Here is a 17,949-nt window from a genome sequence, read left to right as displayed (position 1 = left end):
AGCCGGTCCGTCGCGTCCGCGGCGCCGTCCTCCCCGCGAGGGAACAGGACGTAGCGCTCACCGGTTAACAGCGGGAGAATGGTGACGCCCCACCGCACCGACGCCCGGGGCAGGCACGCCGGGCGTCCCGGCGGGCGCATTCCCCGACTGATATTGCGAGTACACCCGATGAGCTCCACCGCTGACCTGACCCCGACCGACCCGATCACCGACGTCGAGGCGAAACAGCTGCGGAACGACTTCCCCATCCTCGAACAGCAGGTCAACGGGCACCCCCTCGTCTACCTGGACTCGGGCGCGACGTCGCAGAAGCCGATGTGCGTGCTCGAGGACGAGCAGGACTTCTACGAGCAGCACAACGCCGCCGTCCACCGCGGTGCGCACACCCTCGCCGCCGAGGCGACCGAGCTGTTCGAGAACGCCAGGGCCACCGTGGCGCGCTTCGTCGGGGTCGGGGCGGACGAGGTCGTGTGGACCTCCAACGCGACGGAGGGCATCAACCTGGTCGCCTACGCCATCGGCAACGCGAGCGCCGGACGGGGCGGCGCGGCCGCCGAGCGCTTCCGCCTCCGCGAGGGAGACGAGATCCTCGTCACCGAGGGCGAGCACCACGCCAACCTCGTGCCGTGGCAGGAGCTCACCGCGCGCACGGGAGCCACGCTCCGCCACATCCCGATCGAGGACGACGGCAGCATCGACCTGGGCAGGGCCGCGGAGCTCATCAGCCCGCGCACCCGGCTGCTCGCCGTGACCCACATCTCGAACGTGACCGGGGTGATCAACCCGATCGAGGAGCTGGTCGCGCTGGCCCACGCCTCCGGAGCGCTCGTGCTGCTCGACGCCTGCCAGTCGGCACCGCACCGTCCGCTGGACCTGCGGGCGCTCGACGTGGACTTCGCCGTGTTCTCGGGGCACAAGATGCTCGCGCCGACCGGGGTCGGCGTGCTCTACGGCCGGGCGGAGCTGCTCGACGCGCTCCCGCCGTTCCTCACCGGAGGGTCGATGATCACCACGGTGACGCTCGAGGCGAGCGAGTACCTGCCGGCCCCGCAGCGGTTCGAGGCGGGGACCCAGCGGGTGTCGCAGGCGATCGCCCTGGCCAGTGCCGTGGGGTACCTCGAGGCGGTCGGGATGGACAGGATCGACGCGTGGGAGGCGGAGCTGGGCCAGCGGCTCGTCCGCGGCTTCGAGGCGATCGACGGCGTGCGCATCCTCGGACCGTCCGCCGGCGTGCCGCGTGCCGGGCTCGTGAGCGTCGACGTCGACGGCGTGCACGCGCACGACGTCGGCCAGTACCTGGACTCGCTCGGCATCGCCGTGCGGGTCGGGCACCACTGCGCGCAGCCGCTGCACCGCCGTTTCGGCGTCACGGCGTCCACCCGCGCCAGCGCCTACCTGTACAACACGACCGAGGACATCGACGCCGTGGTGGCGGCGATGGGTGAGGTCCGCGACTACTTCGGAGCCAAGTGATGGCGAACGCACTCGACAGCCTCTACCAGCAGGTCATCCTCGACCACTCCAAGCAGCGGCACGGCTCCGGCCTGCGCGACGGCTTCCTCGCCGAGGACCACCAGCTCAACCCCACCTGCGGCGACGAGATCACCGTGCGGCTGCACGGCGACGACGCGCTCATCACCGGCATCTCCTGGGAGGGCCAGGGCTGCTCCATCTCGATGGCGTCGGCGTCGATCCTCAGCGACCTGGTCGCCGAGGGCCTGAGCCGCGAGCAGCTGGCCGAGCGGATCGAGCTGTTCCGCGCGCTCATGCACTCCAGGGGCAAGGGCATCGAGCAGGACGACGAGCCGCTCGGCGACGCCGTGGTGCTCGAGGGTGTCTCCAAGTTCAGCGCCAGGGTCAAGTGCGGCATGCTCGCCTGGGTCGCCACCGAGCACGCCATGACGAAGGAGCACGGGGCATGACGCGTCCAGCCGGGCCGGAGACGCCACGGCCCGACGACTGGGACGAGCGGGTCGACCGCTTTTGGTCGACGGCGGACGACTCCGACCCCGAGGCGGCGCTCGCGGGCATGCGCGCGCTCGTCGACGAACGGCCGGAGGCGGACGCCGCCGCGCGGTACGAGTGGGCGTCGGTGCACGACTTCCTCGGCAGGGAGGCCGAGGCCGTCCCGCTCTACCTCGCGGCGCTCGACGCCGGCCTCGACGAGGTGCGGCGACCCCAGGCGGTCGTCCAGCTCGCGAGCTCCTTGCGCAACACCGGCGCCGCGGCCGAGGTGGTCGAGCTCCTGCGCGCGGAGCCGACATCGCCGGTCACCGGTGAAGCGTCGGCCGCGTTCCTCGCCCTCGCCCTGTACGACGCGGGCCGCCCGGCCGAGGCACTGCAGACCGCGCTGCGGGCGCTCGTTCCCACTCTTCCGCTGTACCGGGGCGCGCTGACCCGGTACGTCGACGAGCTCGACGCGTAGCGCCCGGCGCGCCGCGTTGACGGGCGGGGCGCCGGAGCGAACAGCACGGAGACCGGCGCCGCGCCTGACCGGCCCACGTCCGCGCCCGGGGGTGTCGGCGCATCGTCGCGCCCTGTGGCGAAATGTGGATTTCGTTTGTATTATGTGGAATTAGATGTGATTCCACCGCCGGGAGGACGATGATGTTCGCACGAGAGCGCCAGCAGCGCATCGCCGAGCTGCTCACCGAGCGCAGCAGCGTGACCGTCACCGAGCTCGTCGACGAGCTCGACGTCACCGGCGAGACCATCCGTCGCGACCTGGCCGCGCTCGAGCGCGGCGGCCGCCTCGACCGCGTGCACGGCGGCGCCGTGCTCCGGCACAGCAGCACCGCCGAGCAGCCGCTCGACCAGCGAGGCGGAAGCAACCAGACGGCGAAGCTCGCCATCGCCGACGCCGCCGCCGCACTCATCCCCACCGACTTCACCGGCTCGATCCTCATCGACGCGGGCAGCAGCACCGCGGCACTCGCCCGTCTGATCGGCGAGCGCTGGGGACACACCGGCTCGGCGCCGACGATCATCACCCACGCCGCCCCCATCGCGGCGCAGCTGAGCAGTCTCATCCCCGTGCACCTCATCGGCGGACGCGTCAGGGGGCTCACCGGCGCCGCCGTCGGCAGCGACACGGTCGCCGCGGTGCGCACGCTGCGCCCCGACCTCGCCTTCGTCGGCGTCAACGGCCTGAGCGCCACCTTCGGCCTCTCCACCCCCGACCCCGAGGAGGCGGCGGTCAAGTCCGCGATCGTCGACGCGGCCAGGGAGACTGTCGTCCTGGCCGACGCGAGCAAGTTCGACGAGGAGTCGCTGATCAGCTTCGCCCCGCTGTCCGCGGTGGGGACCGTGGTGAGCGACCGCGCACCCTCCGGTGCCCTCGCCGACGCCCTCGCGGCCGCCGGCGTCGAGGGGGTGACGGCATGATCGTCACCCTCACCGCGCACCCCGCGGTCGACCGCACCCTCGGCCTGAGCACCCCGCTGCACCCCGGCGACGTCCACACCGTCGCGAGCGAGCGCGTCGACGCGGGGGGCAAGGGCGTCAACGTCGCCCGCGCCGTCCGCGCCGCGGGCCTGGACGCCACGGCCGTCGTCCCCGTCGCCGACGGTGACCCGCTCGCCGAGATGATCGAGGCGACCGGACTGCACCTGGTCCGCACCCCCGTCGTCGGCACGGCGCGGACCAACCTGACCGTCGTCGACCCGGCAGGGGTCACCACCAAGCTCAACACCCCCGGCGCCCCGCTCGACCGCGACGCGGAGCGGACGCTCACGCGCACGCTCATCGAGCAGGCCCGCGGCGCGCGCTGGCTCGTCCTCGCCGGGTCGCTCCCCCCGGGGACCGACGCCGAGCTGTACGTGCGCATCATCCGTGCCGTCAGGGCCGAGCTCACCGATGCTCCCGCGATCGCGGTGGACACCTCGGGCGACGCCCTCGCCGCCGTCGTCGCGGAGGCTCGCCCCGAGCTGATCAAGCCCAACGACGAGGAGATCGCCGCCCTGACCGGCAGCGGCCACCCCACCGCGGGAGCGGGGAGCGCCCCGACGGTGGAACAGGCCATCGAGCTGGCGCGCGGGCTCGTGCCCGCGAGGGTCGGAGCGGTCCTGCTCACCCTCGGGTCCCACGGCGCCGCCCTCCTCGCGGACGGCGTGGCCCTCCGGGCCCGCGCACCGAGGATCACGGTCGCCAGCACGGTCGGCGCGGGCGACAGCTCACTCGCCGGCTACCTCATCGCCGAGAGCAGCGGACGATCTCCGCAGGATCGGCTCCGCACCGCGGTCGCCTACGGAGCGGTCGCGGCCACCCTCCCCGGAACCCAGCCCCCCACGCCGGACGCGATCCCGGCATGGGACATCCCCGTCACCCCCATCGACTGAGCAGAACCGACCAACGGAGGTCATCATGCAGGACATCATCACCAGCGCTCTCGTGAGCCTGGACACCAGGATCGGCGCCGACAAGCCGTCCGTGATCAGGGCGCTCGCCCAGCGCGTCGTCGACGCGGGACGCGCCACCGGCGCCGACGCGCTCTTCGACGACGCCTGGGCACGTGAGCAGAAGGACGCCACCGGCCTTCCCGGCGGCATCGCCATCCCCCACTGCCGCAGCGCAGCCGTGACGACGCCGAGCATCGCCATGGCCCGCCTGGCCCCCGGGGTGGACTTCGGAGCGGCCGACGGCCCCGCCGACCTGGTGTTCTTCCTCGCTGCCCCCGCCGGCGCGGACAGCGAGCACCTGAGCATGCTGTCCTCCCTGGCCAGGGCGCTCGTCCGGCCCGACTTCACCGCCGCCCTGCGCGCGGCCCGCAGCGATGACGAGGTCGTCGCCCTCGTCGCCGAGGCGCTCGGCTCCGGCGCACCCGCGGCGCATGCACCCGCCGCGAGCACCTCGACGCCGCAGGCCGCCACCGGCGCGGGCGGGCGCAAGCCCCGGATCGTCGCGGTCACCGCCTGCGCGACCGGGATCGCCCACACCTTCATGGCCGCCGACGCGCTCACCGCCGCCGGGCAGGGCTCCGACGTGGAGCTGCACGTCGAGCCGCAGGGCTCCAGCGGCTACACCCCGCTGCCTGCCTCCGTGATCGCCGACGCCGACGCCGTCATCTTCGCCGTCGACGTGGACGTGCGCGGGCCCGAGCGTTTCGCCGGAAAGCCCGTGATCCGCACCGGGGTGAAGCGCGGCATCGAGGCGCCGGGCGAGCTCATCGCCGCCGCCGTCGCCGCCATCGACGACCCGCGCGCCGAGCACGTGCCCTCCGGCGGCGGAGCGACCGCGGGCGGCCAGGCGCAGCAGGCGCAGAGCGAGTCCGTCGGCGCGCGCATCAAGCGCTGGCTGCTGACCGGCGTGAGCTACATGATCCCCTTCGTCGCCGGCGGCGGTCTGCTCATCGCGCTCGGCTTCCTGCTGGGCGGCTTCGACGTCACAGATCAAGCGGAACAGGTCGCCCTGAACAATTCCCTGTGGGAGCTGCCGGCCGGCGGCATCGGCCAGTACCTGGGATCGATCGCCTTCATCATCGGCAAGGCTTCGATGGACTTCCTCGTCCCCGTGCTCGCCGGGTTCATCGCCTTCGCCATCGCCGACCGGCCGGGCATCGCGCCGGGCTTCGTCGCCGGATCGGTGTCGGTGCTCATGGGCGCGGGCTTCATCGGCGGCCTCGTCGGCGGTCTGCTCGCCGGATTCATCGCCTGGGCGATCGGCCGGATCAACGCGCCGCGCTGGCTGCGCGGCCTCATGCCCGTCGTCATCATCCCGCTGATCGGCTCCATCGTCACCTCCGGTCTGCTGCTGCTCGTCCTCGGCCGGCCCATCGCCTGGCTGATGAGCGAGCTGACCGCGTGGCTGACCTCGCTGTCGGGTGCGGGCGCGATCGCGCTCGGCGCGCTGCTGGGTCTGATGATGTGCTTCGACCTCGGCGGACCGATCAACAAGGTCGCGTACACCTTCGCCACCACCGGCCTCGCGGCCGCCTCGATGGACAACCCCGCGCCGTACACGATCATGGCCGCCGTCATGGCCGCCGGCATGGTGCCGCCGATCGCGATGTCCTTCGCCACCTGGATCGCCCCGAAGCGCTTCACCGCGGTCGAGCGGCAGAACGGTGCGTCGTCGTGGCTGCTCGGCGCGGCGTTCATCTCCGAGGGCGCGATCCCCTTCGCCGCCGTCGACCCGCTGCGGGTCCTCCCCGCGGCGATCGCGGGCGGAACGGTGACCGGGGCGCTCAGCATGGCGCTCGGCGTGCAGTCGCTCGCCCCGCACGGCGGCGTGTTCGTCTTCTTCGCGATCAACCCGTTCCTCGGCTTCGCCGCGGCGGTCCTCGCCGGGGTGGTCATCAGCACCGCCGTGGTGATCGCACTGAAGTTCATCGGGCGTCCCGCCGGTCTCGACGCGGCCGGGGCTCAGCCAGCCGAGGCTCCCGGGGCCCGCACGGCCGCGGCCGTGTAGTTTCGGGGTGGCGCTCCGCTCCGGGTGATCCGGTCGGCGCGCCACCCGTCAGCCCCGCCGACCGGCCGGGCCGACCGGCCAGCACCACGACCAGACCCACGTCACACCACCGCACACCCGCGCCGGCACCGCCGGAGCCACGAGGAAAGGGGCCACCATGGCCGAACGAACCGCCCGAATCGCCAGCGCCTCCGGCCTGCACGCCCGCCCCGCGAAGATCTTCGTCGAGGCCGTCACCGCGACGGGGGTCCCCGTGACCATCGCCGTCCCCGGCGGCCCGGAGCTCAACGCGGCGAGCATCCTCTCCCTCATGGGCCTGGGCGCCGGCCACGGCACCGAGGTCGTCCTCCGCACCGAGGGCGACGACGCCGACCGCGTGCTCGACGAGCTCGTCACGCTGCTCGAGACCGACCTCGACGCCGCCTGACGGGGTCGGTCTCTCCGACCCCGCACACTCGGCCCGGGCGCACAGCGCGCCCGGGCCGAGCCGTGTGTCGGCGGCCCGCGGCACACTGGAGCCATGACCGCGACACCGGGACGGACCGTCCGCACGCAGCGGCTCCTGCTGGCGCCCCTCCGCCCCGAGGACGCGGACGACGTCTTCACCGTGTACGCGGACGCCCGTACGTGGCGGCACCTCCCCTCCGGGCGTTTCACCGCCAGGGAGCAGGCCGTCGAGCTCATCGACGAGGCGCGCGCGAGCGCGGCGGCGACCGGGCTCGGCCCGTGGGCGGTCCGGCTGCTCGACGACACGGCCCAGACGTCCGCGACGGCCCCGACGACCCAGACGGCAGCGACGGCCCCGACGAGCGCGACGACCGCGCACCCGCCGGCATCGTCACCCCAGGGCCCGCCGCCCGCCGCGGTGAGGCGTGCGGCGTCGGGCCGCATGATCGGGACGGGCGGGGTCCGCCTGCTCGCCGAGCCGGCGGTCTGGAACCTCGGCTACCGTCTCTCCCCCGACTCCTGGGGCAGGGGGCTGGCCACCGAGCTCGCCCGCGCGGCGCTCGCGGCAGCCGACGCCCTGCACCCGGAGCTGCCGGTGACGGCAAGGGCGATCAGCGACAACCGCGCGTCGACCGCCGTGCTCGACCGGCTGGGCCTCGGCCTCATCTGGGAGGGCCGTCCGCCGAGCGCGCCCGGCTCGCTCCGCCGGGTGTACTCCGACCGCCCGCTGTCCTCCGCCGCGACGGAGTGGCTCATCCGCCACGCCTGACCGGCGGACCCACGGCGGCCACGGGCGCCGACATGCGCGCCGCGGCCCCCGTGGCCACGGAGCACGAGCCGCCGCGGACCGCTAGATGCCGAGGACGAGCTTCGCGACCATGAAGTACAGGATCAGCCCCGTCGCGTCGCAGAACGTCGAGATGAACGGCGTCGAGAACACCGCGGGGTCCACCCGGATCGTCTTCGCCACCAGCGGCATGACGCCGCCGACCGTCGCCGCGATCGTGCACACCCCGATCAGGGTGATGCCGATCACCAGGCCCATGTCCAGTCCGAACACGATGCTCGCCACGGCGAAGCCGAGCAGCCCGAGGATCGCCCCGAGCAGCAGACCGGTGCGCGCCTCCTTGAAGGCCACGTGGCCGATGTCTCTCACCTGCGCCTCGTCCATCGCCAGCGCCCGCGTCACCGTCGTCGCCGCCTGGGACCCGGTGTTGCCACCGATCCCCGTGAGCAGTGGGATGAACAGCGACAGCGCCACGCGCTGCTCGAGCGTCGCCTGGAAGATGTCGAGCACGTTGACCGTCAGCACGCCGGAGACGGCGAGCACGAGCAGCCAGACCACACGCGAGCGCGCCACGCCGAGAACGCTGGTGAGCAGGTAGGGGCGCGACAGCGGCTCCGCGCCCCCGGCGCGCGCCGCGTCCTCCCTGTCCTCCGCCTCGACGATGCGGTGCGCGTCGTCCCCGCCGAGCATGCCGACGAGGCGGTCCTCGGTGTCGACGATCGGGAGGGCGGAGATCTCCTCCTCGTCGAGCAGACGCCGGGCGGCGAGCTCCGCCTCGTCGTCCACCCTGGCGCTGACCGGGTCGATCATGTGCGCGGACACCGGGTCGCCCTCGGGTGCGAGCACGAGCGCGCGCAGGCTGATGAGGCCGGCGAGGGTGCGCGAGCGCTCCGTGACGGGGATCGTGTAGATCTCCTCCGCCTGGCCGCCCAGGCGCTTGACGCGGTCGAGCGCCTGCGCGACGGTCTCGTCGGGGAAGGCATGCACGTACTCGGGGCCCATCCGGCGACCGACCGAGTCCTGCGGGTAGCCGAGCATCGTCGCGGTGACGCCCCTGCTGAACGACGGGACGGTCTGCACGATCCGCTTCGCCACCTTCGCCGGCAGCTCGTCGATCAGTTCGACGCGCTCGTCCGGCGGCAGCCGGTCGAACAGCGAGGCGGTGTCGTCGTCGCTGAGCTCGACGATCAGCTCCGACTGGACGGCCGTGTCGAAGCGCTCGAACACGTCGAGCGCCCTGGCCTTCGGCAGCAGCCGGAACAGCACCGCACGCGTGCGCGGGCTCTGGTGGTCCAGGTGCTCGCTGAGTGCGTCGACGTCGAGGCCGGAGAGCTGGGTCCTGGCGCTGCCGAGGTCGTTGGCGTCGAGCGCCACCTCGATCGACTCGGTGAAGCTGGGCATGGCAGGCATGGCGGGTTCCTCCCCACGGGCGGGCGCCCGGCATCGCCGGGTCACCGCGGTGTTCACTGCGCCGGACGTGCCGCCGGATCAGGAGGAGATGGCGCGGGTGTCGCCTCCTGTGGCGTACGACGATCGACTCGGACCGCTGTCCACGGAAACCACCTCCTCGCGCTGGGAACCGGCCACCCGCTGCGGGGGCCTCGCACAGTATCCCACCCCCGCGCCGTCCCTGCCAGCCCCGCCTCGTGGGTCGCCCGACCGCCGCAACCGTGTGAAAAGTATCCGTGCCCTCAGGGTCTCCCCTGATCCGACCCTGAATTACGCGCTGCGCGCACCACACGCACCGTGCGAGTGCCTAGGCTCGAAGACACCGACCCCTTCAGGAGGACCCCATGGCGAACAGCTTCTTCGACACCCTGCGCCGCTCACCGATCCGACGCGGGCCCGAGCGCGTCGTCGGCGGCATCTGCGGCGGCATCGCGAACCGCTTCGACTGGAACCCGTGGGTCGTCCGGCTGCTGACCCTCGTCGCGTTCCTGCTCCCGGTGATCGGCGTCGGCCTGTACATTGTCCTCTGGCTGTTCCTGCCGCGCTGGGACGGCTCGATCATCGTCGAGCGCCTGCTCAGCCGCGGCCGCAACGGCTGACCGGACCGCTCAGTCCAGCACGGCGGCGCCCGAGGCGCGCTTCCGCCTGACCAGCGCGCTCTCGGCGATGAGCAGGGCCGCAACGGCCGCCGCTCCGATGAGGAACATCAGCGTGACCACGCCGAGGTCGTCCCCGGGGGCCTGCAGACCGCGGTCCGCGTCCTGCCAGGGCCAGAGTGCGCGGAGCGATCCGGCCATGAGGCCCGTCGCCACCGCGAAGGTGACCCGGTGGTAGGTGGCCAGCAGCCAGCGAAGACCGCTGACGAACAGGGCGAGACCGCAGACCGCACCGAGCATGAACACCGCCAGGTAGCCGATGTCCCGGTCGTTGACGGCCGCGAGGGTGGGCGCGTACATGCCGAAGACGAGCAGCAGGAACGAGCCGGAGGTGCCGGGCAGGACGAGAGCGCACACCGCGATGGCTGCCGAGGCGGCGACGAGGATCATCGGCGGGTCGGTCACCGTGCCTGCGGGAAGGCCGGTCAGCAGGAACGCCCCGACGGCCGCGACCACGGCGAGCAGCACCTCGCCCGCCCTCCACCGCGGCCCGACGAGACGGATCGGCACGATCAGCGAGACCGCCATGAGGCCGAGCATCACCGCCCGCGTCTGCACGGGGTGCGACTCGACGAGGGGGCCGAGCACCGCGGCACCGAGGACCACCGCCGTCACCATTCCCACCCCGAGCGGGAGCAGCACCCCCCAGCTCACGCGTGCGAAGTGCTCGCGCGCCCTGGCGGCGCCCCTGCCCCGCACCAGGTCGGCTGCGCCGCGGACGACACCGCGGATGAGCTGGTCGGCCGAGGCGATCACGGTCTCGTAGACCCCGACGATGAGGGCGGCGGTCCCCCCGCTGATCCCCGGCACGATCTCGGCCATGCCTATCAACGCGCCGCGGAGGAGATCGATCAGGTACCGCACACAGCCTCGCTTCCGGTCCCGGCCGGTCCGGGCACACCGCCATCCAGGCTAGCGGGAGAGCGGGCCGCGACCCGACGCGCTCAGCGCTTCAGCACGTGCGCGACGAGCGCGTTGGCGTGCCCGTGGCCGAGACCGTGCTCCGCCTTCAGCCAGGAGACGAGCTCGCCGTGCCGGCTGAGCGGCGACGCCTCGATGAGCGCGAACCACTCCTCGACGGGCCGGCCGTAGGTCTTCTCGATGGACGGGAAGTAGGACGCCGGACCGGTGACCCTGTCTGCCATGATGACCGCCTCGCTCTCCGTGCCGCGCCCCTGCGCCACCGCTGCTGCCGATGCTAGCCGCGGCGCCGCGGTCGTGGCCAGTCCCGGCTCGAGGCGCTCCCGCATCACCGCGACCGCCTCGGGGTTGGCGTCGACGAGCACGAAGTTGCGCCCGAGCGCCGCCGCCGCGGCCCCTGTGGTCCCCGAGCCGGCGAAGAAGTCCAGCACCCAGTCCCCCTCGCGGCTCGACGCCGCCAGGATGCGTTTGAGGATGCCGAGCGGCTTCTGCGTCGGGTAGCCGGTCTTCTCCCTGCCCGTCGGGGACACGATCGTGTGCCACCAGACGTCGGTCGGCAGCTTGCCCCTCGCGGCCTTCTCCTCCGTGACCAGGCCGGGCGCCATGTACGGCTCGCGGTCGACGGCGCTGGAGTCGAAGTGGTAGCGATCCGGGTCTTTGACGTAGACGAGGATCGTGTCGTGCTTGGTCGGCCAGCGCGACCGGGACTTGGCACCGTAGTCGTAGGCCCAGATGATCTCGTTGAGGAAGCACTCGCGGCCGAAGACGGCGTCGAGCAGCACCTTCGCGTAGTGCGCCTCGCGGTAGTCCAGGTGCAGGTAGAGGGTGCCGTCGTCGGCGAGCAGCCGCCAGGCCTCCAGCAGTCGCGGCTCGAGGAACGCCCAGTAGTCGTCGAAGCGGTCGTCGTAGCGGCGGAGCTGGCCGCGCACGTGCCCGTAGCTGCGACCGCGGAAACCGCTCACCGAGCCGGCGGCGCCGGCCGTGCTCCGCACGGAGGTGCGCTGCTCGCGCAGCTGCGTCCTCCCGGTGTTGAACGGCGGGTCGAGGTAGACGACGGTGAAGGCCCCGTCGGGCAGGGTCGCGACGACCTCGAGGTTGTCGCCCTGGATGATCGCGCTGCGCTCAGGCAGGACCCGGTCGGAGGGCGAGGGCAGGGACATGGTCTCATTGTGGCATCAGCGCGGCGCTGCCTATACTGACGGCGAACCCCGCGGAACGCTTCCGCGGTGGGTTGTCCCCGCACTGGGCAGCAGGTTCCTCTCCCGACATCGTCGACGGACAAGGACCCACATGCCTGCCCTCCCCCGAACTGCTGACCCCCGGTCCGCTGAGTGCCGCTCTGCTGAGTGCCGAGCCGCTGACCCCGAAGCGGTCTCCGCTCCCGCCCGCCCTGCCTCGCCCGCCCCCGCGTCGGCGCACGACGAGCGGCTCGCCTCGCTGACCGCGCCGGAGCGGCTCGACGCCTGCCGGAACGCCCTCGGCCGCATCGAGGACGGCATCGCCGACGGCATCGTGCCGAGCCGCGCGGACGCGCTCGCACTCCTGCACGCGCGCGGCGGCGAGCTGGCCCGGCTGCTCGCCGCCGCCTCCGCGATCAGGGACGCCGGGCTGGCCCGGCGCGGCCGCCCCGGCGTGATCACCTACTCGCGGAAGGTGTTCATCCCCGTGACCACGCTCTGCCGGGACCGGTGCCACTACTGCGTCTTCGTCGACACCCCCGGAGGACTGCGCCGTCAGGGGATCAGCCCCTACCTCAGCGGCGACGAGGTGGTGGCGATCGCCGCCGCCGGGGCCGAGCTCGGCTGCCGCGAGGCGCTGTTCACCCTGGGGGACCGTCCGGAGGACCGCTGGCCGGTCGCCCGGCAGTGGCTGGCGGAGCACGGCTTCGGCAGCACGGTCGACTACCTCAGGCACCTCGGCGAGCGCGTCCTGGCCGAGACGGGGCTGCTGCCGCACATGAACCCCGGCGTCATGACCTGGAGGGAGATGCAGCTGCTCCGCCCCGTGTCGCCGTCGATGGGGATGATGCTGGAGACGACCTCGACGCGGATCTGGACCGAGCCGGGCGGGGCGCACCTCGGCTCGCCGGACAAGGACCCCGCGCTGCGACTGCGCGTCATCGAGGAGGCGGGCCAGTCGGCGATCCCGTTCAGCACCGGGGTGCTCCTCGGCATCGGCGAGGACGACGGCGACAGGGTGGACGCGCTTTTCGCGCTGCGGGAGGCCCACGAACGCCACGGGCACGTGCAGGAGGTGATCGTGCAGAACTTCCGGGTGAAGCCGCGCACCGCGATGCAGAACGCCGCGGACCTGGGCCTGCACGAGTACCTGGCCGCCGTCGCGGTCGCGCGGCTCGTCCTCGGCGGGGACATGAGCATCCAGGTCCCGCCAAACCTCTCGGACGACGCCGACCTCAGCCTGCTGATCTCGGCTGGCATCGACGACTGGGGCGGGGTGAGCCCGCTCACCCCCGACCACGTGAACCCGGAGCGCCCCTGGCCCCAGATCGACTCCCTCGCGGCACGGACGGCGGCCGCCGGCTTCACGCTGCGGGAGCGGCTGACGGCGCACCCCGGCTACGTGCGCGACGCCGAGAACTGGATCGACGCCTCCCTTCGACCCCTGGTCCGCTCCGCCGCGGGGGCCGACGGGCTCGCCCGCGTCGGCGGCGGTTCCCGCGCCGCGGGTCACGCGATCGCGGAACCCGCGGGCGACAGCGCCACGGCCCGCGGCCACACGGTCGGCGGCCCCACAGCCGGCGGCCGCGTCGACCCCGACATCCGGCGAGCGCTCGACCGGGTGGCCGCCGGCCGTGCCCCGGGCGACGCGGACGCCGCTGCCCTGCTCGGCGCCCGCGGAGAGCAGCTCGCCGAGCTCTGCGCGCTCGCCGACGCCGCCCGCCGACGACGGCTCGGCGACGCGCTCGGCGTCGTCGTCAACCGCAACCTGGACGGCACCCGCATCCGTCTCAGCCCGAACACGGCCCTCACCGCCCGCGCCGCACCCGGTGACCACCCCGCCGCCACCGACCGCGCGACCGCCGCGGACGGCTCGGGGCCGCTCGGCGCCGACGACCTCGGCCGCATCGCCGCGGACGCCTGGGAGCTCGGCGCGACGGAGCTCTGCCTGCAGGGGCGGGTGGACGGCGGGGCACGCGACGGAGCCATCCGCGCGGTCGACGCCCTGCACGCCGCCGCGCCGCTCCTGCACCTGCACGCCTGCCGCCCCGCGGAGATCCGCGCGGACGCGGAGCAAGCCGGGCGGCCCCTGACCACCCAGCTCGAGCTGCTCCGCACCCACGGCGTGCGCAGCATCCCCGGCACGGGGGCGCTCATCCTCGACGACGCGATCCGGAAGCGCGTCGACCCGCACGGCCCGAGCGCGGCCGAGTGGATCGCCACGATCGAGGCCGCCCACCGCGCGGGGCTCACCTCGACGTCGACCCTCGTCCACGGCCTCGGTGAGAGCCCGGCGCAGACGGTCGCGCACCTGCGCGCGCTGCGCGGCATCCAGGACCGCACGGGCGGCATCACCGAGCTCATCGTCCTGCCGTGGCTGACGCCGTCGGCCACGGATCCGCACGGACGGGGGCCGGGCCTGCCCGCGGCGCTCGCCCTCACCGCCGTGGCGCGCCTCCTCGTCGGCGACGCGATCCCGCACCTGCAGGCGCCGTGGCCGCGGGTCGGCCTGGAGGCGGCAGCCGCGCTGCTGCGTGCCGGAGCGGACGACCTCGGCGGCGTGCTCAGGGACGGCAGGGTCCACCCCTCCGCCGGGGCCGAGCAGGGCAAGGAGCTGGGCGTCGCCGAGCTGGAGCGACTGGCCGCCACGCTCGGCCGTCCGCTCCGGCACCGCCTGACCGGCTACGCGGACGCCCCGGCGGAACGGGTCGCGGCGTTCCTCGACGCCCCGGGGCCGTCGGGGCCGTCGATCAGGGACGCGCGGCTGCTCGCGGTGTCGGCGCGATGACCGCGGCGCGGGTGCACGACGTCGTCGTCGTCGGTGCGGGCTTCGCCGGGCTCGCCGCCTCGCTCGCCCTGTCGGAGGCGGGGATCGACGACCACCTCGTCCTGGAGGCCGCCGCCGAGGTCGGCGGGACCTGGCGCGACAACCGCTACCCCGGGGTGGCCTGCGACATCCCCGCCCCGCAGTACACGCTCAGCCGGCGACGGCGCTCGCGGTGGACGGCCCCGTTCGCCCCTGGCGCGGAGATCCGGGACTACCTCCGCGACATCGCCGCCGAGCCGGGCGTCGCCGAGCGGCTGCGCACGAGCACCCCGCTCAGCTCCGCGGCGTGGGACGAGGCGGCAGGGCTCTGGCGGATCACGACGCCCCGGGGCCTCCTGGCGACCCGCGCGCTGATCCTCTGCGCCGGCCGGTTCGGCTCGCCCCTCGTGCCCGACGTCCCCGGCTACGGTTCCTTCGGCGGCGACATCGTGCACTCGGCCCGGTGGCGGGACGACGCCGCGATCGACGGTGCGGACGTCGTCGTGGTCGGCACCGGCGCGAGTGCCGTGCAGATCGTGCCACGCCTGGCCGGCCGGGCGGCCCGGCTGACCGTGCTCCAGCGACGCGCGCCGTGGATCCTTCCGCGCACCGTCGGCACCGGGGAGGACGGCGCCCCCGCGACGCCGCCCGGTTCCGCGCTCCTCGCCCAGGACGCGGCCTTCCCGCGCCGCCTCCGCGGCTCCACCGCGCAGCGCGCCGTCGCCGACGCCGCCCGCGCCCACCGCGAGCGGCAGCTGAGCTCCCCCCTGCTGCGCTCGGCCCTCGAACCGCGCGACGAGGCGGGCTGCCGCCGGGTGCTGTTCTCAGACGACTTCTACCCCGCCCTGGAACGCGCGGACGTGGCCCTGGAGCCCTCAGGCCTCGCCGCGATCGGCCGGGACGGCGTCGTGACAGCGGCGGGCAGAACGATCCCAGCCGACACGATCGTGCTGGCCACCGGCTTCGACGTGCGCGCGCAGCCCTACGCCCCGCTGATCACCGGGGGGCGGGGGACGACGCTGGCCGAGAGCTGGTCGGACGGCATGCGCTCCGTCGGGGGCATCGCCGTCCCCGGCTTCCCCGGCATGTTCGTCGTCAACGGACCGCAGGGCACGCTCGGGCACGGCTCGGCGCTCCTGGCGATCGAGGCGCAGCTCGACGGCATCGTGCGGCTGCTGCTCGGGACGAGGGGGCCGGTCAGGGCGAGCGACCGCGACGCCCGCGCCTGGCGCGAACGGGTGCACTCGCTCGCCGGACGCACCGTGTGGTCGGGCGGCTGCCGCAGCTGGTACCTCGACGCCGACGGCTCGCCCGGTCTGCTCTGGCCCGGACGCGCGGCGGAACTGCGCGACCACCTGGACGACGCCGTGGCGACGCTGCGCGCGTCCTCCCTCGCGGCGGAGCCGCCGACACTCTCACATTCCTCCCCCTCACCCGCCCCGGACGCCACGGGGCGTCCCCCGCAGATCGGACAGCGCCCATGACGACCGGACAGACGACCCCCTCCGACGCGACGACCCCGACCGGAGCGGTGGCCCCCATCGGAGCGACGACGTCGGTCGGCGCGGGCCTCCCCGCGGCGCGCCCCGGGCCACCGCACCGGATCACCGTGCTCTCCGGCGGCGTCGGCGGCGCCCGCTTCACCCGCTCGCTGCGCGAGCTGCTGCGCCGGGAGCACGCCGGCGGCACCGCCCCGAGCGAGATCACCGTGGTGGTGAACACCGGCGACGACATGTGGCTGCACGGCGTCAGGGTCTGCCCCGACCTGGACACCCAGATGTACACCCTCGGCGGGGCGGTCTCCGAGGAGCAGGGCTGGGGACGCAGGGACGAGAGCTCGCGGACCTCGGCCGACCTCGCCGCCTACGGCCTCGGCTGGGAGTGGTTCACGCTCGGCGACCTCGACCTGGCGACCCACCTGGCCCGCACGGAGCTCCTCGCCGCCGGGCTCCCGCTGAGCACGGTCACCGAGCGGCTGTGCGCGCGCTGGCGGCCCGGGGTGCGGCTGCTGCCGATGAGCGACCAGGAGGTCGAGACGCACGTGGTCGTCGACGACGGGGACGGCCGCCGGAGCATCCACTTCGAGGAGTGGTGGGTGCGCCACCGCGCGGCGCTGCCCGCCGTGCGCTTCGAGCAGTCCGGTGTCGCGGAGGCGCGGCCGGCCGCGGGGGTGTTGGAGGCCATCGCCGACGCGGATCTGATCATCGTCCCCCCGTCCAATCCGGTCGTGTCGGTCGGCACGATCCTCGGCGTGCCCGGCATCGCGGACGCGCTGCGCGCCGCGACCGCGCCGATCGTCGGGGTCTCGCCCGTGATCGCCGGCCAGGCCGTGCGCGGCATGGCCGAGAGCTGCCTGCGCACCATCGGGGTCGAGGCGTCGGCGACGGCGATCGCCCGGCACTACCAGGACGAGTACGGGATCCTCGACGGCTGGCTCGTCGACCTCGCGGACGGGGACGCGGTCGCCGAGCTGACCGCAGCGGGGGTCGCCGCGCGCGCGGTCCCGCTGTGGATGAGCGACGCGGCGACGGGCGAGGCGCTCGCGGCCGAGGTGCTGGCGCTCGGGGCTCAGCTGGCCAGCGCGGGGAGTGCCCCGCTGCGCTGAGCACGCTCCAGCAGGGCGGTCGTGGCCGGCCCGAGGCCGAGCTCGTCCGCGAGCCGCAGGGCGTCCGCCCCGTCCACGTCACGGCGCAGTCCCGCCAGCGGCTCGCGGTCGTGCAGACGGCGCCCGCCGACGGCTCCCGAGACCGCCCGCGCCCGCCCCCGGCCACCCGGTCCGCTCAGCGGAACGAGCGGCACGAGCGGCACGTGGCCCTCCGCCACATGGCGTGCCGCGGAGGCACCGCCGAAGCGCGCGACGAGCAGCTCCGGTGCGGCGGCGGTGAGCAGCACGGTCCCCTCGGCGTCGGCGTCGGCGACCATGCCCCTGGCCGTGCCGTCCGCCCGCCCCAGCGCGAGAGCGATCTCCTCGGGCCGGAGCGCGGGCAGGTCACCGAGCAGGACCGCGCACGGTCCGTCCCCCAGCCCGGCCAGACCCTCCTCGACGGCGGCGGCGAGTCCGGGGCGCGACGGGTCCTGCCGCTGCAGGCGCACGCCCGAGGGGAAACGGGGAAGCACGGCCCCGCCGGCCACGACGACGAGCTCGTCCACGCCGTCCGCCTCCCGGGCGGCCGCCACGGTGTCCGCCGCGAGGGCGGAGGCGAGCCGCATCCTGACCGCGGGATCGGGCAGCCACGGGGCGAAGCGGCTCTTCGCCCCCGGCGTGCCCTTCACCGGGACGATCAGACGCCAGCCCATCGG

16 protein-coding genes and 1 pseudogene are annotated in these 17,949 nt (G+C 74.2%); 12 read left to right on the top strand and 5 right to left on the bottom strand.

Translation table 11 applies throughout. From position 1 onward, the window contains the following. Positions 1–168 precede the first annotated feature (168 nt). The 8 genes from FM119_RS03635 to FM119_RS03600 all read left to right on the top strand — a co-directional run bounded on the left by FM119_RS03635 (position 169) and on the right by FM119_RS03600 (position 7,621). Positions 169–1,473, top strand: coding sequence for a cysteine desulfurase (locus FM119_RS03635; RefSeq protein ID WP_087136328.1), 1,305 nt, complete (start codon positions 169–171; stop codon positions 1,471–1,473). Then, positions 1,473–1,922, top strand: a complete 450-nt coding sequence (gene sufU, locus FM119_RS03630) for a Fe-S cluster assembly sulfur transfer protein SufU (RefSeq protein ID WP_087136327.1) — start codon at positions 1,473–1,475, stop codon at positions 1,920–1,922. Before FM119_RS03635 ends, sufU begins: the two co-directional genes overlap by 1 nt. Further along, the gene (locus FM119_RS03625; RefSeq protein ID WP_245827246.1) at positions 1,919–2,425 is read left to right on the top strand and encodes a tetratricopeptide repeat protein; all 507 of its coding nucleotides are present in this window, start codon (positions 1,919–1,921) and stop codon (positions 2,423–2,425) included. The genes sufU and FM119_RS03625 overlap by 4 nt, the downstream gene beginning before the upstream one ends. A 182-nt stretch (positions 2,426–2,607) precedes the next feature. Next, positions 2,608–3,384, top strand: coding sequence for a DeoR/GlpR family DNA-binding transcription regulator (locus FM119_RS03620; RefSeq protein WP_087136470.1), 777 nt, complete (start codon positions 2,608–2,610; stop codon positions 3,382–3,384). Then, positions 3,381–4,337 (top strand): 1-phosphofructokinase family hexose kinase, encoded by a 957-nt coding sequence (locus FM119_RS03615; protein ID WP_087136326.1) that lies wholly within the window; start codon positions 3,381–3,383, stop codon positions 4,335–4,337. Before FM119_RS03620 ends, FM119_RS03615 begins: the two co-directional genes overlap by 4 nt. A 25-nt stretch (positions 4,338–4,362) precedes the next feature. Continuing rightward, the gene (locus tag FM119_RS03610; protein WP_087136325.1) at positions 4,363–6,405 is read left to right on the top strand and encodes a PTS fructose transporter subunit IIABC; all 2,043 of its coding nucleotides are present in this window, start codon (positions 4,363–4,365) and stop codon (positions 6,403–6,405) included. 157 nt (positions 6,406–6,562) lie between these two features. Further along, the gene (locus FM119_RS03605) at positions 6,563–6,832 is read left to right on the top strand and encodes an HPr family phosphocarrier protein (protein WP_087136324.1); all 270 of its coding nucleotides are present in this window, start codon (positions 6,563–6,565) and stop codon (positions 6,830–6,832) included. A 93-nt stretch (positions 6,833–6,925) separates the two neighbouring features. Then, positions 6,926–7,621, top strand: a complete 696-nt coding sequence (locus FM119_RS03600) for a GNAT family N-acetyltransferase (protein ID WP_087136323.1) — start codon at positions 6,926–6,928, stop codon at positions 7,619–7,621. Between the two features lie 81 nt (positions 7,622–7,702). Here FM119_RS03600 and mgtE read toward each other — a convergent pair whose 3' ends face one another. Then, positions 7,703–9,049, bottom strand: a complete 1,347-nt coding sequence (gene mgtE / locus FM119_RS03595) for a magnesium transporter (RefSeq protein WP_218778717.1) — start codon at positions 9,047–9,049, stop codon at positions 7,703–7,705. 383 nt (positions 9,050–9,432) lie between these two features. On the opposite strand from mgtE, the gene FM119_RS03590 reads away from it, so the two are divergent. Further along, positions 9,433–9,687, top strand: coding sequence for a PspC domain-containing protein (locus tag FM119_RS03590; protein ID WP_087136321.1), 255 nt, complete (start codon positions 9,433–9,435; stop codon positions 9,685–9,687). Positions 9,688–9,696: 9 nt separating this feature from the next. Here the strand turns inward: FM119_RS03590 and FM119_RS03585 are convergent, their stop codons facing one another. The 3 genes and pseudogenes from FM119_RS03585 to FM119_RS03580 all read right to left on the bottom strand — a co-directional run. After that, positions 9,697–10,608, bottom strand: a complete 912-nt coding sequence (locus tag FM119_RS03585) for a DUF368 domain-containing protein (RefSeq protein WP_245827245.1) — start codon at positions 10,606–10,608, stop codon at positions 9,697–9,699. Positions 10,609–10,688: 80 nt separating this feature from the next. Further along, the gene (locus FM119_RS14000; RefSeq protein WP_218778721.1) at positions 10,689–10,889 is read right to left on the bottom strand and encodes a DUF4287 domain-containing protein; all 201 of its coding nucleotides are present in this window, start codon (positions 10,887–10,889) and stop codon (positions 10,689–10,691) included. Positions 10,890–10,979: 90 nt separating this feature from the next. Beyond that, positions 10,980–11,825, bottom strand: a pseudogene (locus FM119_RS03580) (DNA-methyltransferase); the annotation flags it as partial. A 130-nt stretch (positions 11,826–11,955) separates the two neighbouring features. Between FM119_RS03580 and cofG the strand changes: the two are divergent. The 3 genes from cofG to cofD are packed head-to-tail and all read left to right on the top strand — an operon-like array spanning position 11,956 to position 17,254. Next, positions 11,956–14,631: a 7,8-didemethyl-8-hydroxy-5-deazariboflavin synthase CofG gene (cofG, locus tag FM119_RS03575; RefSeq protein WP_087136319.1), complete on the top strand. Its 2,676-nt coding sequence runs from the start codon at positions 11,956–11,958 to the stop codon at positions 14,629–14,631. Further along, positions 14,628–16,133 (top strand): flavin-containing monooxygenase, encoded by a 1,506-nt coding sequence (locus FM119_RS03570; protein WP_087136318.1) that lies wholly within the window; start codon positions 14,628–14,630, stop codon positions 16,131–16,133. The genes cofG and FM119_RS03570 overlap by 4 nt, the downstream gene beginning before the upstream one ends. Continuing rightward, complete coding sequence (cofD, locus tag FM119_RS03565) at positions 16,130–17,254, top strand: 2-phospho-L-lactate transferase (RefSeq protein WP_087136317.1); 1,125 nt, start codon at positions 16,130–16,132, stop codon at positions 17,252–17,254. Before FM119_RS03570 ends, cofD begins: the two co-directional genes overlap by 4 nt. Here the strand turns inward: cofD and FM119_RS03560 are convergent. After that, positions 17,218–17,946, bottom strand: a complete 729-nt coding sequence (locus FM119_RS03560) for a glycosyltransferase family protein (RefSeq protein ID WP_087136316.1) — start codon at positions 17,944–17,946, stop codon at positions 17,218–17,220. The genes cofD and FM119_RS03560 overlap by 37 nt on opposite strands. Positions 17,947–17,949: the final 3 nt, after the last annotated feature.

Source organism: Mycetocola reblochoni REB411 (genome assembly GCF_900163835.1).
Classification (GTDB): Bacteria; Actinomycetota; Actinomycetes; order Actinomycetales; family Microbacteriaceae; genus Mycetocola_B; species Mycetocola_B reblochoni.
Note: the sequence above shows the minus strand (reverse complement) of the source record. Positions and strands in the feature narration are given on the sequence as shown.

Coding starts and splice junctions, on each gene's coding strand:
- FM119_RS03635 (WP_087136328.1), top strand. CDS start 169: ATGAGCTCCACCGCTGACCTGACCCCGACCGACCCGATCACCGACGTC.
- FM119_RS03625 (WP_245827246.1), top strand. CDS start 1,919: ATGACGCGTCCAGCCGGGCCGGAGACGCCACGGCCCGACGACTGGGAC.
- sufU (WP_087136327.1), top strand. CDS start 1,473: ATGGCGAACGCACTCGACAGCCTCTACCAGCAGGTCATCCTCGACCAC.
- FM119_RS03620 (WP_087136470.1), top strand. CDS start 2,608: ATGTTCGCACGAGAGCGCCAGCAGCGCATCGCCGAGCTGCTCACCGAG.
- FM119_RS03570 (WP_087136318.1), top strand. CDS start 14,628: ATGACCGCGGCGCGGGTGCACGACGTCGTCGTCGTCGGTGCGGGCTTC.
- FM119_RS03605 (WP_087136324.1), top strand. CDS start 6,563: ATGGCCGAACGAACCGCCCGAATCGCCAGCGCCTCCGGCCTGCACGCC.
- FM119_RS03610 (WP_087136325.1), top strand. CDS start 4,363: ATGCAGGACATCATCACCAGCGCTCTCGTGAGCCTGGACACCAGGATC.
- FM119_RS14000 (WP_218778721.1), bottom strand. CDS start 10,889: ATGGCAGACAGGGTCACCGGTCCGGCGTCCTACTTCCCGTCCATCGAG.
- cofG (WP_087136319.1), top strand. CDS start 11,956: ATGCCTGCCCTCCCCCGAACTGCTGACCCCCGGTCCGCTGAGTGCCGC.
- cofD (WP_087136317.1), top strand. CDS start 16,130: ATGACGACCGGACAGACGACCCCCTCCGACGCGACGACCCCGACCGGA.
- FM119_RS03600 (WP_087136323.1), top strand. CDS start 6,926: ATGACCGCGACACCGGGACGGACCGTCCGCACGCAGCGGCTCCTGCTG.
- mgtE (WP_218778717.1), bottom strand. CDS start 9,049: ATGCCTGCCATGCCCAGCTTCACCGAGTCGATCGAGGTGGCGCTCGAC.
- FM119_RS03590 (WP_087136321.1), top strand. CDS start 9,433: ATGGCGAACAGCTTCTTCGACACCCTGCGCCGCTCACCGATCCGACGC.
- FM119_RS03560 (WP_087136316.1), bottom strand. CDS start 17,946: ATGGGCTGGCGTCTGATCGTCCCGGTGAAGGGCACGCCGGGGGCGAAG.
- FM119_RS03615 (WP_087136326.1), top strand. CDS start 3,381: ATGATCGTCACCCTCACCGCGCACCCCGCGGTCGACCGCACCCTCGGC.